Genomic DNA, 15,605 nt, shown 5'->3' on the forward strand with positions numbered 1-15,605 from the left:
TTATAAATATTTCTCGATTTCTTCGTAAACATCCTTCAAACGAGGATTTCCTTCTCCAACAATTTCTCCATTTACAAGAACGACCGGATAAAATAAATCTTCTTCCACTACGCGCTCTGCGAATGCTTTTTTATCCGCATCTTCTTGTTCTTCTTGGAAATCAATATACTCGAAATTAAATTTATTTTCTTGTCCTTCATATTTACGACCAATTGCCGCTTGTAACCATTCAAACGTTTCTGTTGAAGATGGCATTCCAACGCAGCTCGCACAAATTACTTTCGTCCCATACACTTGAACATTAACCATTTCTTCTCCCCCACTTCTTGTCCCAACAGTATATTCAGATGTCTTATTACATAAGCACATCATTTTACAAACTTATTCCATACCCCTATACTGAAAAAACACGATACAAAATTTCGACAATAAAACAAGAAGAGAAAAAATAGATTTTCCCCTCTATCTTGATTATAATAAAACTGATGAAAGGAGTCGATAAAAATGGAAAACCCACATATGCAAGAACAAGTATTAGAAGTATTAGATAAATTACGTCCATTCTTACTTCGCGATGGCGGAGACGTTGAATTAGTAGACATTGAAGAAGGTATCGTAAAACTACGCCTTATGGGTGCATGCGGAAGCTGCCCAAGTTCTACAATCACACTAAAAGCTGGTATCGAGCGCGCGTTACTTGAAGAAGTACCAGGCGTTATCGAAGTAGAACAAGTATTTTAATTAAAAGCGGAAGCGGCTCTTTCAGAACAGGAGGTCATTGGAGCTCCTGACGAAGAGGCGCTTTTTGCCTCACAGGAAGGCGCGAAATGGCCGACTGTTCTAGCCGCTGGAGCTGGATATTAATCTAAAAGCGGAAGCGGCTCGTTCAAAATGTGAGGGGGATGGAGCTTCTGACATAGAGGCGTTTTTGCCTCGGCGGAAGAAGCGAAGCCACCGAACATTTTAGCCGCTGGAGCTGGATATTATCTAGCGGCTTGTTCAAAGTCACTTGCTAAAAGGAGACCAAATTTGGTCTCCTTTTTTATTCAAATCACATTTATCCGTTAACATCATAAAACAAAATTGGAAATCCCTCTCAAAAAATGCGATAATTAATACTATATAGTGAATCGTTCACACATATAAAGTAAAAAACATAGGGGGACGACAGATGCCAAAAATGGGGAACACTTTTTTAACAATTCAAGAACTAGAAAAGAAAAAAGAATATTTATTAGGCCTTTCATCCGCTATACCAACGTGGAATACAAGCTATCAATTTTTATTTAAAGAAATTCAGCAAGAATTATTGGGTAAAGTAAATGAAAAACTCGAAGGGCATCAATTCGTTTTAAATATATGTGCAGATCAGCAGGTAGGGGCATAATGTATTACATAAAATTGTGGTATAAAAAAGAGACCTCCATCGGTCTCTTTTTTATACTTTTAAGATAGCCAATCTAATTTTCTAATCCCGAGCTTATCTACTGGTAAACGAAGTGAACCATAAAAATGCTTCATAAATTGCTCTGAGCGGTTCACATCGTGTAAAATGGCTTCTAAGCGATCTCTATATATGCTTTTTTGTTCTTCGTTTCCAGTTTGGTAATATCGTTCGACTGTTTCAAAATAGTGCAGCGGGAACAGGAGCCTTGCAAATAATAAGCGCCAGCCAAATGAGGATAGCGAATAATTCCGTTCATAATCCGTAACAAATTGAACGATTGTTTGCTCCCAGTCTTTCTTTTTTTCTATCGTCATATGGCGGATCCATTCTGCAATATCTCGACTCGGGTGATCATACACCCAATCAAAAGGAAGTTTGAGACGCTTCGTTTGATGCCATAATAAAGGTGTGAATCGTTCTTGGCAAATTGTTGCTGCATCCGTTAGTTGCGGCGTATCATCCATTTCTGTATCGACAACATATTGAATGGCATTTTCTGCAACTCCTAAGTAATACGGGAAGGATTCAATAAACAATTGATCGAATACATCTGAAGGGTGGTTCATCACTTGTGATTGCCAAAACTTTTCTAATTGATCGAGTCTCTTTTCCCATAACGCTTTCCATTCACCAATTCGGCTTAATTGCTCAATTTCTTCTGGAAAGAATGCACCTCGTTTATGGAATATAGAAAGCTCACTTCCTAATGACATAGCATGTCGTTCTAACGTGCGCATACCTTTTAATAAGCAGTAATTTTGTTCTTCTATCTCACTTACATAGTAGCCGTGTATAGTCGGAACGAAAGTCGCTACAGTTATATCCCCTTGCTGGTTCATATAATCACTGAGCTTTTTCATCTCTACAAGTACTTCTTCCTCCATTTCTCCAATTGGAACAAGTACATAAATTTTGTTGCGAATCCAAAAGCTTTTATAGGGGCCAAGGGGGATTAATTCTTTAACATGCATGTGATAATGCTCATAAATATGCTGAATCATCGCAGTCGCCACCTATGGTTTTTCTTTATATATATGAGCTTGTGCTCGCCTTTCATTCCTATGCACATGATAAAGCAACGAAACGTATACAAATACTAAAAAGAAAAAAAGGTGATAAACATGAAAGAATCAAATCAACTACAAGAAAGAGCATTAAAACTATTACAAGAACGCGGTGTAACAATTGACGATATTGCTGAACTTGTTCATTTTCTTCAAAAAAAATATCATCCAAATTTAGAGATGTCAGAATGCCGTTACAATGTAGAACGTGTACTATCAAAACGTGAAGTACAAAACGCACTGATTACTGGTATCGAGCTTGATGTCCTTGCTGAAAAGGGAATGCTAAGTGAACCGTTACAAGATATTGTAAAACGTGATGAAGGCTTATACGGAATTGATGAAGTTATCGCACTTTCTATCGTGAATGTGTACGGCTCTATCGGTTTCACGAACTTTGGATATATTGATAAATTAAAACCTGGTATTTTAGAATACTTAAATGATAAATCAACTGGAAAGGTGCATACGTTCCTTGATGATATCGTTGGCGGAATCGCTGCCGCTGCTTCAAGCCGTTTAGCGCACCGAGCTGAGCACTCAGAATAATAGTGTTTTCTAGGCCGTCAGGTTCATGCTGACGGTCTTTCATATTCCATCAGCATAAATTCTCTTCCGCGACTCAAAAAAATAGGCCCTTGCTTAAATCCGATATTTTTATATAACGTAATCGCTCTTGTATTAAATGTCGCTACGCTTAATCGAAACATTTTTGCATTAAACTCTTTCGTGGCAAACGCTATTCCAGCTTGGAAGAATTCTTTCCCCATTCCTTTCCCGGTTAACGCCGGCTTCATGCCAAGTCCGATATCAATCACATCTTCTCCACCATATAAATGAGCATCTCTTCCACCTGGTACTTGTGCATTTGCTCCGAAACAAAAATAACCGATGAAATCTCCTTGATCATCACAACAGCCATAATACGTTCCATCTAATAGCTCTTCCATTACTTCTTTCTCGCCTGAAAAACTATATAAATTATATGGTTCCTCGTACGTCCAAGTATTTATCTCATTTGCTTCTTCCTCTGTTAATTTATGTATATCCACTTTCTCTTTCCCCCTATTATATTTCTATTAACAATATTCGATATTCATCTTATAATTCATCTTTCTCAATATATTTTTTTAATTTCTTGCTTCATTTTTATGGAAGATTTTTCTTATTATGTTACGATTAAACAGAATCATTATAAATAAGGTGGTGACAATTTGAATTACTTTTCTTATCTCTCCTCAGAAGAACGGCAAAATTTTTTCTATAAAGAACCTCTTAATTTTTCAAAAAATATAGGGAAAGAACAACTAGCTTACGCACTAGGTGCCACACTATATACTCCTGGCACGAAAGAAACGATTGCGGAAGATATAATTATAAGGAAACATGTGGATGCTATCTCAATTATTCTTTGTCTAGAGGACGCTATAAGCGATGAGGAAGTAAAACTTGCAGAGCAAAACATCGTCGTTCAAATACAGCAAATCGCTAACTTAGTCAGTGCCAACATACTAAATCAAGCAGACATCCCACTTCTTTTTATTAGAGTTCGACAGCCAAGTCAAATGAAGAAAATTGTTACTGAATTAGGTAGTGCTGTTCATTGTTTATGTGGTTTTGTCTTTCCAAAATTCACACCAATTAACGGAAAGACTTATATCGATCAGCTTGCATATATAAACGAGTTATACTCATTATCGCTATATGGCATGCCGATTTTAGAATCACCCGAAATTATGTATAAGGAAACACGGGCAGAATCATTATTACAAATAAAGGATTTACTAGATTCTTATCACGATTACATCTTAAATGTACGTATTGGTGCTACTGATTTTTCAAGTATATTTAGTATTCGGCGCAATAAATACACACCTATCTATCATATTACTGTTGTCCGTGATTGTATTTCAGACATTATTAACGTTTTCTCAAGGGCAACAAATGAATATATTATTTCAGGATGTGTATGGGAATATTTTTCTAATGATCATGAAGAAGGGCTTATTCAAGAGGTATCACTTGACCATGCAAATGGCTTAATCGGAAAGACAGTTATTCATCCATCTCATATTAAAGTTGTACAGGCAATGCACATTGTCACAATGGAAGATTATTTAGATGCGAGATTAATTTTACAAAATGCAGATACGTATAATGGAGTGCTAAAAAGCAGTTTTTCTAACAAGATGAATGAAGTAAAACCTCATTATGGCTGGGCTCGCAAAACCATTTTAAAATCTAATATTTACGGGGTGCTACATGAAAACAAACAATTTACCGATCTCCTTATTACAAACGCAAAGCAACACGTATAACGTTTTAAATAATATACAAGTTCATGTAGAAGTACGTGATAATCCATATAATTTAGCGCTAGACAATCTTTTTCAAATGGCTGCGAGAATAAATAAGAAACGTAGTTTTTTATTTGTGAGTACAATCCTTGGAAAGCATCTTCCTATTAAACCTGCAGTCTCTCTATCAAGTGGAGTTGCTCTCGCTGCAAGATATATGGAAATACTACATAATATTTCTCATCCATTTCAAAAAGAAATTTTAAATCTCATTTCATTAGAAATTGATGAAATCCCAGAGGAAGTATTTCGTTATCAATATCCTCTGCAACAAGAAGTTTTGTTCATCGGATTCGCTGAAACAGCGACATCACTTGGTCATTCTATGTTTCAATGCTTTCAAAATGCAAAGTATGTACATACAACTAGGGAATCGATACCCCACCTAGAATCTGTCATTACATTTGAGGAAGAACATTCTCATGCAACATCACACCGTTGTTATGTAGATGAAAGCTTTTTTCAAAACAACAATTCAATTGTTCTCGTAGATGATGAGATGACAACAGGAAAAACAGCATTAAATATTATTAGATCTATTCAAAATAAATTCCCACGAGAAGAATATATAATTGCTTCTTTGTTAGACTGGCGTTCTCATACTAATAGAAAACAATTTAAACAATTAGAAGAAGAACTTCAAATTAAGGTTCATGTTATTTCTTTATTAGAAGGCAGTATTCATACAACTGGCCAACCATTAAATATTGCAAAAAAAGAGATTCAAATTAAAGAAACAAAACCTGATTTCAAAAAACATGCCCTTACCTGCCCAAAATCACCCTATACATCAAATTATATAAAATATACTGGGCGATTTGGCATTTCAGCATATGAACAAAAGCACATTCATTCTTTCGCCCAAGAAGCAGGAAAAACTTTAAAAAGAGAAAGAATGGGAAAACGAACACTCTGTCTCGGAACGGGTGAATTTATGTATATCCCAATGAAAATTGCTGCTGAAATGGGTGAAAATATTTTATATCAATCTACAACAAGAAGCCCTATCCATCCTGTTTCAAATGATGTGAACTACGCCATTCATAATCATTTCTCATATCCAAGTCCTGAAGATTCTACTATTACAAATTACTTTTATAATATTTCACCTCATGATTACGATGAAGTATTTGTTTTTATTGAGCGTGATTTAGGAGAAGAAGCCCTATCTCCTCTTCTACAGCAGTTACAAACAGTTATTCCTTTTATTCATATCGTCTCATTTTCAAATAGCATAGAAAAGGAAGGTTGATAATTATGGTGAAATTAAATTCTCATATTAGTAGTTACAATCCAAATGATGCTATTTTTCTATTAAAAGATATTAGTGATTTAATGAAAGAAAGTTCCACGGAAACTAGAGAACAAGCAATTCAAGCTGGCACACATTATTCCGAAATGTTACCAATGGAATATAAACCCTCTAAAGCGTATATGGATTTATTCTTTTCTTCCCTGCAACAATACAAACACAAACTAGCCATCGCTGTTGGAGTTGTCGCCGAACAGATTATACAAACTAAAGGAACTAACCTTGTCCTCGTTTCATTAGCTCGTGCTGGTACACCTATTGGCATTCTTATCAAACGCTACATACGCTATCAATACAACCTTGATGTACCTCACTATTGTATTTCTATTGTTCGCGGACGCGGTATTGATGAAAATGCACTCCATTATATTTTGGAACATCACCCTAAAGAAACAATTCAATTCATTGATGGGTGGACTGGAAAAGGTGCAATAAAAAAAGAATTAGAATATGCAGTACACACATTTAACGAACGAAATAATACACACATTTCTCATTGTATGGCTGTGCTTGCTGATCCCGGTTACTGTACTTCAATTTACGGTACACGTGAAGATTTTCTTATTCCTAGCGCTTGCTTAAATGCAACAGTCTCTGGACTCATTAGCCGCACTGTACTAAATGACACCTATATCGGTCCAAATGATTTTCATGGTGTTAAATATTATAAAGAGCTAGAGCAAGAAGACTTATCAAATTTCTTCGTTGATGAGGTAACAGATTTATTCCCTTCTGTTCATTCTCATATAGATAATCAATTACGTTATATTACTTCAACTTACACTGATCCCTCTTGGCAAGGATTAAAAGATATACAGTCTATCCAAAATCACTTTGAAATTGACGATATTAACTTAATTAAACCAGGAGTCGGTGAAACAACTCGCGTATTACTCCGGAGAATACCGTGGAAAATTTTAATACGTAAGCAAAACAATCCCGATTTAAAGCATATTTTACTTCTTGCTAAAGAAAAGAATGTCCCTATTGAAATCTATGAGAATATGGCTTATTCATGTTGCGGGCTCATTAAGCCTCTTAAGGGGGAAACGATATGATTTTCGCCAGTGATCTTGATCAGACGCTTATTTATTCCCGGAAATCGTTTCGTGCCCCTATAGAAGATGAATCAATTCAACTCATTGAAACTTTAGATGGGAAAGAAATTTCTTTCATATCACATAAAACCATTTCACTACTAAAAAAATTGCAACTGCACTCACATTTCATCCCAGTTACAACAAGAACTATTGAGCAGTTTCAGCGTATTTCTTTATTCCAAGACGAAATCATTCCCGAATACGCCATTACAAGTAACGGCGGTAATATCCTTCATAACGGTAAACAAGATGGTACTTGGAACAGGATAGTAAAAAAAAGACTATCGTTTGAATGTATAGAGGGAAACGACATACTAAAGGAATTTGGACAAATAGCTCATAAAGATTGGGTTATATCACAAAAAACAGCTGATGATCTATTCCATTATTGCATTATTAAACGGGAGAACATTCCTTATGATGAATTATCATCCTTCACTTCCTGGTTAGGCAAACAAGGCTGGAATCATTCACTTCAAGGTAGAAAGCTATACTTTGTACCAAAACCAATTAACAAATGGGACGCCGTGCAATATATAAAAGAAATTTTGCAAATAGATACGATTATTACAGCTGGGGATTCTTTACTTGATTTATGCATGCTTGAAAAGGCGAACCATGCCTTCGCACCACTTCATGGTGAGTTAGGGGCAATGCATGATAACTTACAACCTCATATTTTAAAAACAGACGCAATCGGCATATATGCCGCAGAAGAAATCGTAAATAAATCACTTCAAATTATTCACAGTTCATTACCTACCTCATGATCATAATATGCACAATTGCATACGCACCACAATTAAACAAATGGTACAATCTATTTGAATCGCTGTTGCTACACTTCTTGATTAAAGAAAAGGCGTTAACACGGAAATTAGCGTCTTATCAACCTCAAGCAATTGGCACATTTTGTCATCTTAAAAGACACTCCACGAGTGTCTTTTTTTCTATATCCAACAAGGACTTACTCATTTCAAAGTATAAATACATAAAATAATGTAAATCATTACACGCATGAATCACTTTCTAAAAGTTATAAAGTAGATTCAAAATAAAAAAGCACTCTTAACTAGAGTGCTTTTTACTTTCAAACAAGGAGGCTACATATATGGATAGTACTCTCGTATTTAACTTCGGCATTGGTATTGTCATTATTTTATTTGTCCTTTTTGTACTTTGTATGAGCGGGGTATAAAAAGGCGATTTTCGGGCGTCTTTTTATACATACATATGTATTACTTGACTTCTATAAAGGTAGTAACCATAATAGTTACAGATATACAAATAACTATTCACATATCCACAAATAGGAGGAAGAAAAATGAAACATGTAATCGTTTATGCACACCCGAATACAGAAAGCTTCAACCATGCGATTTTAGAAACGGTAAAAAGTGAATTAGAAGGAAAAGGTCACAAAGTACGCGTTCGCGATCTATACGAATTAAACTTTAATCCAGTATTAGGCGCTTCCGATTTCATCTCATTTTCTAAAGGAAATACACCAGAAGATATTAAAGAAGAACAAGAACATATCTCTTGGGCTGACAGCATTACATTTATTTATCCAGTTTGGTGGGCGGGACTTCCTGCTATTTTAAAAGGATACGTTGACCGTGTGTTTAGCCATGGATTTGCTTATGCTTACGGTGAAAACGGTATTGAAAAGTTATTAAGCGGTAAAAAAGGATTGTTATTATCTACAATGGGTAATACGAAAGAGGCATACACAGCAGGCGGCATGTTTGATGCAATGAAGAAAACAGCGGATGTTGGTATTTTTGAATTCACAGGTATTGAAACAATTGAGCATACATTCTATACAAGTGTTCCTTCTGTGGATAACAGTGTGCGTAAGCAATATCTTGAAGAGGTTAAAGACGTTGTGAATCGTGCTTTTTAATAAAATTATATCAGCGATTTTTTTAATATATCAGCGCAACTCAGATTATATCAGCGATTTTCTAAATATATCGGCGCAACTCAGATTATATCGGCGATTTTTCAAATATATCGACTTACCGACAAAAATCGACACTAGTCACAACTGAATGTTAGCCCACACCAATCGGACTGCCCGCAAATATTAGAAAAAAAGCTGTTCCAAAGTTTGGAACAGCTTTCTTCATTACATCTTCTCAATCCACTCCGTCAAGTTATGCACAACTTGCGTTGGTTGTACTTCGTATTCTGTTAACTTCTCCACAGTTGTGACTCCAGTGTGGACAAGAAGGGTATGCATGCCAGCATTTATTCCTGCTAAAATGTCTGTATCGTAGTTATCCCCAACCATTAATGCTTCATTTTTTTCTATGCCAAGTACTTTTAAAGCTTGTTCCATAATGATTGATTCTGGTTTTCCGATAAAGATTGGATCCACACCTGTTGATACTGCTACAACTGATGTTAATGAGCCGTTACCTGGTAATAATCCGCGCTCAGTCGGAATGGCAATGTCTCCATTTGTGGAAATAAACGTTGCGCCGTTACGCACAGCAAGACACGCTTTTGCTAACTTTTCATATGTGATGTCACGATCTAAACCAACAACAACGAAATCAGGATTTTCATCCACAAGTTCAAATCCTTTTTCCACAAGTGCATCGTGTAAGCCTTCTTCACCAATCATATATACAGTTGCGTCTTGTTTACGTTCATAAATGAAGTTCGCAGTCGCCATACTCGTTGTGAATACTTGCTCTGCTTTCGCTGGAATATCGAAACGAACAAGTTTTTCTGCCACTTGTTCTGGTTTACGCGTTGAGTTATTCGTAACGAATAAATAAGGAATGCCGCGCTCTCCTAATGCTTTTACGAAGTCGCTTGCCTCTTCAATTTGTTCTTCTCCGCGATACATCGTACCGTCTAAGTCAATTAAGTAACCTTTATACATCGATTATGTCTCTCCTTCTATGCTAACGTTCTCACCTTATCATACCACTCTTATATTACCCGCTTTTTCCAAAGAAAAAAACGCTTTACCTAAAAGCGCCCCATAACGTTCATTTTTTCTCTTTTACTTGGTAAGAACAACTACAATCGCCCTCACACATATTTGCTAACGTCTTTACATCTGCTCCTGCAAATAAACGCTTATACATCTCTTTTTCATCTTTACATACTTGCGGGAATCTCTCTGCAATTTCCTTTAACGGACAGTTTTGTTTTTCAATTACGAAAGAATTCTCTCCATCTCTCTTTATTTGAACCATATAACCGTTTTTCTCTTGCATAGCTGCTATCTCTTGCACTTTATATGCTAAATTCTTTTGATTACTCACTCTCTTTTGTAACTGTTCTTCCATTCGCTTCGTTCTCTCTTTTAAAACGTAACGAAGTATTTTTTCATCACCCATTCGAGCTAAATCTTCTAGCATATCAATCGCAAATTGCTTATACTCTTTCGGGAATGTATCTTCTCCCTTTTCACTTAATCCATACAAATAAGTTGGTCTTCCGACATGTTGCCTTACCATCTTAGAATAAATAAGTCCGTCTTTCTCAAGATTACTTAAATGTCTTCGGATCGCCATTTCTGTAATCTCTAAAACGTCAGCTAGTTCCGCTACCGTGTGCTCTCCCTTTACTTTCAACAATTGTACAATTTCGTCTTTCGTAGTACGTGCTTCCCCCATACTTCACCCTTCTCCCTTTTCTTTCTCACATACAATATAAGATCCCCAAAAGGCATTCTCTGGGGATCTTATAAGCATAATTATTCTGGTACAAATGCAGATACAGGTCCTAATTCCTTTTCTAAATAACTGCGAACATTTGCTGGGTATTTCTCTACCACTGCAATATGTTTTTGAATCGTCTTATATAATTCATCATGATTCATTTGAATATAGTCTTGTGTAAGCATTTTTCGAAGAAGGATAATTTCTTTCATCCCTTGTCCATCTTCTTCACTTATCACTCGCTCGTCCATTAAAATATCAATAATATCTTCATAGCTTCCTGGATCGCGCATAATAAATCCATCAATCATCGCATTCCCGGCATCTAATACACAATCAATAATAAGATGGGCTATGCGCTCTAATGCGTAAAATTCAAACTCGGTTTCATATATCTTTTTCTCTTGAAATGTACTTGTTGCTCGTTCTAAACATACTAGCATTTGTTCTATTTTCTTTCTGTCTACAAAATACATGAATGTCACCTACCTGGAAATTAAAGCATTTACATTTTAATTGTAACGCTTTCTTCTGAAAAAATCGACAATTTTTCGAATTCACCTTTTCTCCGTTATTTGTTATAGTTATATTTGTATGATTTTTGAAATTGGAGGAATGAAATCTTGGAACGTGAACTCGCACTAGAAATTGTCCGTGTAACAGAAGCAGCAGCATTAGCATCCGCACAGTGGATGGGCCGCGGAAAGAAAAATGAAGCAGATGATGCAGCAACTACAGCAATGCGTGATATGTTCGATTCAGTAAACATGGCAGGTACAGTTGTAATTGGTGAAGGAGAACTTGATGAAGCACCGATGCTGTATATTGGTGAAGAACTAGGAACAGGTAACGGTCCAGAAGTAGACATCGCCGTTGACCCATTAGAAGGTACAAACATCGTTGCAAAAGGTCTTGCAAATGCAATGGCAGTTATTGCAATCGCAGACAAAGGGAACCTTCTTCATGCTCCTGATATGTACATGGAAAAAATCGCGGTTGGTCCAAAAGCAGCTGGTAAAATTAGCTTAGATGATCCAATTGAAAAAACAATTGAAATTGTAGCAGAAGCTAACAATAAAAAGATTCGCGATCTAACAGTTATCGTTCAAGAACGTGAACGTCATCAAGATATTATTGACCGTGTTCGTGCAAAAGGTGCACGCGTAAAATTATTTGGTGACGGTGATGTTGGTGCGTCAATCGCAACAGCACTACCTGGAACGGGTATCGACTTATTCGTAGGTATTGGCGGAGCTCCAGAAGGTGTTATTTCTGCAGCAGCATTAAAATGCCTTGAAGGTGAAATGCAAGCTCGTTTAGTTCCAATGAACGAAGAAGAAGAAGCTCGTTGTCGTGAAATGGGATTAGAAGATCCTCGTCAACTTCTTATGTTAGATGACTTAGTATCTGGGGATGATGCAATCTTCTCAGCAACTGGTGTATCTGCTGGTGAGTTATTAGACGGTGTTAAATTCCTTGGCGGAGATTTAGCTGAAACATATTCTATCGTAATGCGTTACAAAACAAGAACAGTACGATTCATTAAAACGCATCACCATTTAGATCATAAGCCACACTTAAACTTAGATATTTAATAAAGGAGCCATGTGTATGGAAGAACGTTTCTTTCTGTACGACGATACTGTCGCTACAAAAACGCGTTTCGTTAGCTTTATGGGAGAAAATGAGCGTCACGATTTAGCGCTTTTATACTCTGATCGTCATTACGGTAAAACAATTGTCCTTGATATGCAGCGCAATAAATTTGCAATCATCGGCGCTGACGATTTAAACGAACCAGGCTACTTAGAGCACGCATTTTCTATGACTGAAGAAATTGCAGAAGAACTACGCTCATTTTTATTTGAACTTATATAATTTATCTTAGGCACCAGCTAAAACAGCTGGTGTTTTTTCATTGTAAGTATTTTTAATTTTCAAACTAATATGTTATAATTAAGAATAAATCTATTTGGATAGAAAGGACGTTATCTACGTATGCCAACATTTACTTTGTAATGGACCAGCAATTGGATAGCATTACTCTCAAAAAAGCACCACGCTTTTTCAAGGGAGTAGTCTGCCCATTCCCATTACAAAGGAACGTAACGCATCTGTAGTATGATGTTTACGGAGGTTCCTAAGGGAACCTCCTTTTATTTTTGTCTTTTTCTCATGTCTTCATACTACAAGACATCCAAATAGCTGTATTACGTTCCTTTGCCACTACTATAAGAGGTGAAGGAAAATGCAGAAAGTACAACTTTCTTGGAGTTTATATGAAAATGAACAAAACACAATCGAAAAGTATTGTAAAAATTGCAGACGCACTACCCTATTTACCGACACAAATATTCGTAGGCATAACGCCAACGGAAAAAACATATATCGCTTTGCCATTTATAAATGTCCGAAAGATCATACGTGGAATCAAAAACTGCGTATTTATAAATCATTTACTGATCACGTTGAAACAGTCGATATGACGCAGCAAGATCAAGCCGAAACAACTACTACTATTTCCATTATGCAACATAAAGAAAACGGCATAGCTAAAATCACGATCGTATTAGACATCGTTTTCGGTTCCCACCGCATGGATAAAGCCTTATCCACATATATTTCCGACTGGAGCCGTACACTCATTGTGGATAAAATTAAAAATGGGGATATTCAATTGAATGGACAACAAATGAAGCCAAATACAATACTATCTGAAGGAGATTATATCTCGATTTGTTTATAATGCAAAAAATCCTCTTACAATCGTAAGAGGATTTTTTTATTTCTTCATTTTTCGTAATACGAAGTGTGCGCAACCGAAGTTACAGTACTCGTATAAATACTCCGTTAACGTACTAATTTTCGTATCATATGTCGCACGCTGGTTACTATCATCAAAGAATCCGCGCAATCTAAGTTGCTCATATCCCCAGTCTCCAACGATATAATCATATTTATTTAAAATTTCTGCATAGCGCTCTTTAAATGCTTCTTCACTAAAACCGTCACGAAAGTTTTTAATTACTTCGTACTGAACATTATTAATGCTCACCGTAGCATGAATTTCTTGCTTTTGCTCCATCATTAACTTCCTCTCTAAGCATTCTTCTTTTTATCGTATCACAAAGCATAACAACCAACAATTTCAAATACAAAAAATTGCAAATTAGTACATGCTATGGAGAAGGAGGTGATACATCGTGAAAAAACAAATTTTACTTTCCCTTCTCACTATTTCCTTATTTGCAGGCTGCCAATCAGCGAACAAAGCTGAAATGGAACGTGAAGAAGGAAGCCGTGTTCTTGTTTCCAATAAAAATGACATGTATCATACGGAAAATACAAATACACGGCTCACAAGGGTCGGCTATTCATCTAAACAAAAGCATGAAGTATCTAACAAACAAGTAGGAGCCATTAACCGTGAGAAAGTTGCTGAAATGATTACAAGTATGACAGTCAAACTTCCTGACGTTACAAACGCTGCTACGCTCGTTACCGATGATGAAGTATTTGTTGTATACCGTGCAAACACAACGGATCCAAAACTCGTAGCAGATCAAGTATATAGAGCTGCTTTGTCCATCGTCCCTCGCTATTATAAAGGATATGTATCAACAGACCAAAAGTTGATTTCCCAAATTCAAGGTCTTCAATCTGGCGCATTAAATGATACAGAATATACGCAAAGCCTCGATATGCTAAAACGTGAAATGAGTAAAAATCCTCATTTGAACAATACGGGAGATCAGACTTTGAATGATATGATTAAAAAGTAAAACAGGTGGAGAAAACCTCCACCTGTTTTACTTTTTATTTTTTATTACGATCCGCATAAACCTCCATCGCATCACACATAAACTGCGCTAACCCTTCACCAAACTTATCGATATTTTTCGTGAAGCGCTCATCAGCGACGTACATTTGACCAAGTCCTTTAAAAGCATCTAATGAATATTCACCGAAGTTTTGCAAGTAATCGTACCACACCCCAATTGCTTCTTGTGCCTCTTTAGAATCTGGTGCTCCGTGTCTAAGCGCTGCTAAATTTCTATAAATAGCATTAAACTCCTCTTGGTTCTCTTTTGACATACCTTTTGCATATTCATTTGCTTTATCTACAGCTGCGTCTCCCCATTTTTCACGTGCTTCTTCTTCATATGGGTTATGGCTGAAATCGAATCCTTCAAATTTCTCTTTGTTCGTCATTTCAATCTCTCCTTTTGTATGCTGAATTGTTTTATCAATCGTCGCAATCACCTTATCTAATCTGGCACGCTTTTCAAGAAGCATTTTCTTATGAAGCTGTAGTGCCTCTTCGCGATCAAATGATGGACTCATGATAATCTCTTTAATTTTTTTCAAAGGGAAGCCAAGCTCTTTAAAAAACAAAATTTGCTGCAATGTCTCTAAATTTTCATTGGAATACAGACGATATCCAGACTCTGTCGTCTCGTCTGGGGTTAACAACCCAATTTCATCGTAATGATGCAGTGTGCGCACACTAATTCCAACTAAATCAGCTACTTCTTTTACTCTCATTGTCATTTGTATCTCCCCCTTAGTACATACGATAAAGTATGACGCAACGTTAGAGTCAATAAGTAAATTCATTTTATCTTAAAAAGTTTCATCTCTC

The 15,605-nt window shown here is 36.3% G+C and carries 20 protein-coding genes; 12 read left to right on the top strand and 8 right to left on the bottom strand.

Going from position 1 to position 15,605, the window contains the following annotated elements:
- Positions 1 to 309, bottom strand: coding sequence for a YuzD family protein (locus NST27_RS24305; protein ID WP_000248588.1), 309 nt, complete (start codon positions 307 to 309; stop codon positions 1 to 3).
- A 195-nt stretch (positions 310 to 504) separates the two neighbouring features.
- On the opposite strand from NST27_RS24305, the gene NST27_RS24310 reads away from it, so the two are divergent.
- On the top strand, positions 505 to 741 hold the full coding sequence (locus NST27_RS24310; protein ID WP_000431159.1) for a NifU family protein: 237 nt from the start codon (positions 505 to 507) through the stop codon (positions 739 to 741).
- A 430-nt stretch (positions 742 to 1,171) separates the two neighbouring features.
- A complete protein-coding gene (locus tag NST27_RS24315; RefSeq protein ID WP_001125493.1) occupies positions 1,172 to 1,387 on the top strand; it encodes a hypothetical protein in 216 nt (71 codons plus the stop codon).
- A 59-nt stretch (positions 1,388 to 1,446) separates the two neighbouring features.
- Here the strand turns inward: NST27_RS24315 and yutH are convergent, their stop codons facing one another.
- Positions 1,447 to 2,448, bottom strand: coding sequence for a spore coat putative kinase YutH (yutH, locus tag NST27_RS24320; protein WP_000614218.1), 1,002 nt, complete (start codon positions 2,446 to 2,448; stop codon positions 1,447 to 1,449).
- Between the two features lie 120 nt (positions 2,449 to 2,568).
- Here yutH and NST27_RS24325 point away from each other — a divergent pair, with 120 nt between their 5' ends.
- Positions 2,569 to 3,060 (top strand): phosphatidylglycerophosphatase A family protein, encoded by a 492-nt coding sequence (locus NST27_RS24325; protein ID WP_000665094.1) that lies wholly within the window; start codon positions 2,569 to 2,571, stop codon positions 3,058 to 3,060.
- 23 nt (positions 3,061 to 3,083) lie between these two features.
- Here the strand turns inward: NST27_RS24325 and NST27_RS24330 are convergent, their stop codons facing one another.
- On the bottom strand, positions 3,084 to 3,563 hold the full coding sequence (locus tag NST27_RS24330; protein WP_000351145.1) for a GNAT family N-acetyltransferase: 480 nt from the start codon (positions 3,561 to 3,563) through the stop codon (positions 3,084 to 3,086).
- Positions 3,564 to 3,725: 162 nt separating this feature from the next.
- On the opposite strand from NST27_RS24330, the gene NST27_RS24335 reads away from it, so the two are divergent.
- The 5 genes from NST27_RS24335 (at position 3,726) to NST27_RS24355 (ending at position 9,186) form a co-directional block, all read left to right on the top strand.
- Complete coding sequence (locus tag NST27_RS24335; RefSeq protein ID WP_001106077.1) at positions 3,726 to 4,829, top strand: HpcH/HpaI aldolase/citrate lyase family protein; 1,104 nt, start codon at positions 3,726 to 3,728, stop codon at positions 4,827 to 4,829.
- On the top strand, positions 4,774 to 6,120 hold the full coding sequence (locus NST27_RS24340) for a phosphoribosyltransferase family protein (RefSeq protein ID WP_000856284.1): 1,347 nt from the start codon (positions 4,774 to 4,776) through the stop codon (positions 6,118 to 6,120). The genes NST27_RS24335 and NST27_RS24340 overlap by 56 nt, the downstream gene beginning before the upstream one ends.
- Before the next feature lie 5 nt (positions 6,121 to 6,125).
- Positions 6,126 to 7,238, top strand: coding sequence for a cysteine protease StiP family protein (locus NST27_RS24345; RefSeq protein WP_000239907.1), 1,113 nt, complete (start codon positions 6,126 to 6,128; stop codon positions 7,236 to 7,238).
- Positions 7,235 to 8,050 carry an HAD family hydrolase gene (locus NST27_RS24350; protein WP_047387099.1) on the top strand — a complete coding sequence of 272 codons (816 nt, stop codon included), beginning with the start codon at positions 7,235 to 7,237 and terminating at the stop codon, positions 8,048 to 8,050. Before NST27_RS24345 ends, NST27_RS24350 begins: the two co-directional genes overlap by 4 nt.
- 554 nt (positions 8,051 to 8,604) lie before the next feature.
- Positions 8,605 to 9,186, top strand: a complete 582-nt coding sequence (locus NST27_RS24355; protein ID WP_000683449.1) for an NAD(P)H-dependent oxidoreductase — start codon at positions 8,605 to 8,607, stop codon at positions 9,184 to 9,186.
- A 225-nt stretch (positions 9,187 to 9,411) separates the two neighbouring features.
- Here NST27_RS24355 and NST27_RS24360 read toward each other — a convergent pair whose 3' ends face one another.
- From NST27_RS24360 to NST27_RS24370, 3 genes are all read right to left on the bottom strand, one after another.
- The gene (locus NST27_RS24360) at positions 9,412 to 10,176 is read right to left on the bottom strand and encodes a TIGR01457 family HAD-type hydrolase (RefSeq protein ID WP_000276467.1); all 765 of its coding nucleotides are present in this window, start codon (positions 10,174 to 10,176) and stop codon (positions 9,412 to 9,414) included.
- A 109-nt stretch (positions 10,177 to 10,285) separates the two neighbouring features.
- Complete coding sequence (locus tag NST27_RS24365; RefSeq protein WP_000503350.1) at positions 10,286 to 10,918, bottom strand: helix-turn-helix transcriptional regulator; 633 nt, start codon at positions 10,916 to 10,918, stop codon at positions 10,286 to 10,288.
- 80 nt (positions 10,919 to 10,998) lie between these two features.
- A complete protein-coding gene (locus tag NST27_RS24370) occupies positions 10,999 to 11,439 on the bottom strand; it encodes a DUF86 domain-containing protein (RefSeq protein ID WP_000274000.1) in 441 nt (146 codons plus the stop codon).
- 147 nt (positions 11,440 to 11,586) lie between these two features.
- On the opposite strand from NST27_RS24370, the gene glpX reads away from it, so the two are divergent.
- The 3 genes from glpX (at position 11,587) to NST27_RS24385 (ending at position 13,709) form a co-directional block, all read left to right on the top strand.
- The gene (gene glpX / locus NST27_RS24375) at positions 11,587 to 12,558 is read left to right on the top strand and encodes a class II fructose-bisphosphatase (RefSeq protein WP_000439090.1); all 972 of its coding nucleotides are present in this window, start codon (positions 11,587 to 11,589) and stop codon (positions 12,556 to 12,558) included.
- Between the two features lie 16 nt (positions 12,559 to 12,574).
- A complete protein-coding gene (locus NST27_RS24380; RefSeq protein ID WP_000392606.1) occupies positions 12,575 to 12,841 on the top strand; it encodes a DUF3055 domain-containing protein in 267 nt (88 codons plus the stop codon).
- Positions 12,842 to 13,211: 370 nt separating this feature from the next.
- The gene (locus NST27_RS24385; RefSeq protein WP_001174576.1) at positions 13,212 to 13,709 is read left to right on the top strand and encodes a hypothetical protein; all 498 of its coding nucleotides are present in this window, start codon (positions 13,212 to 13,214) and stop codon (positions 13,707 to 13,709) included.
- 36 nt (positions 13,710 to 13,745) lie between these two features.
- Here the strand turns inward: NST27_RS24385 and NST27_RS24390 are convergent, their stop codons facing one another.
- A complete protein-coding gene (locus NST27_RS24390; protein ID WP_000435942.1) occupies positions 13,746 to 14,048 on the bottom strand; it encodes a YutD family protein in 303 nt (100 codons plus the stop codon).
- A 118-nt stretch (positions 14,049 to 14,166) separates the two neighbouring features.
- On the opposite strand from NST27_RS24390, the gene NST27_RS24395 reads away from it, so the two are divergent.
- Positions 14,167 to 14,745 carry a YhcN/YlaJ family sporulation lipoprotein gene (locus tag NST27_RS24395; RefSeq protein ID WP_000744129.1) on the top strand — a complete coding sequence of 193 codons (579 nt, stop codon included), beginning with the start codon at positions 14,167 to 14,169 and terminating at the stop codon, positions 14,743 to 14,745.
- Positions 14,746 to 14,779: 34 nt separating this feature from the next.
- Here NST27_RS24395 and NST27_RS24400 read toward each other — a convergent pair whose 3' ends face one another.
- Positions 14,780 to 15,514 carry a MerR family transcriptional regulator gene (locus tag NST27_RS24400; RefSeq protein WP_000178774.1) on the bottom strand — a complete coding sequence of 245 codons (735 nt, stop codon included), beginning with the start codon at positions 15,512 to 15,514 and terminating at the stop codon, positions 14,780 to 14,782.
- Between the last annotated feature and the right edge of the window lie 91 nt (positions 15,515 to 15,605).

The sequence above is a fragment of the Bacillus sp. FSL W8-0770 genome (assembly GCF_038008705.1).
Classification (GTDB): Bacteria; Bacillota; Bacilli; order Bacillales; family Bacillaceae_G; genus Bacillus_A; species Bacillus_A cereus.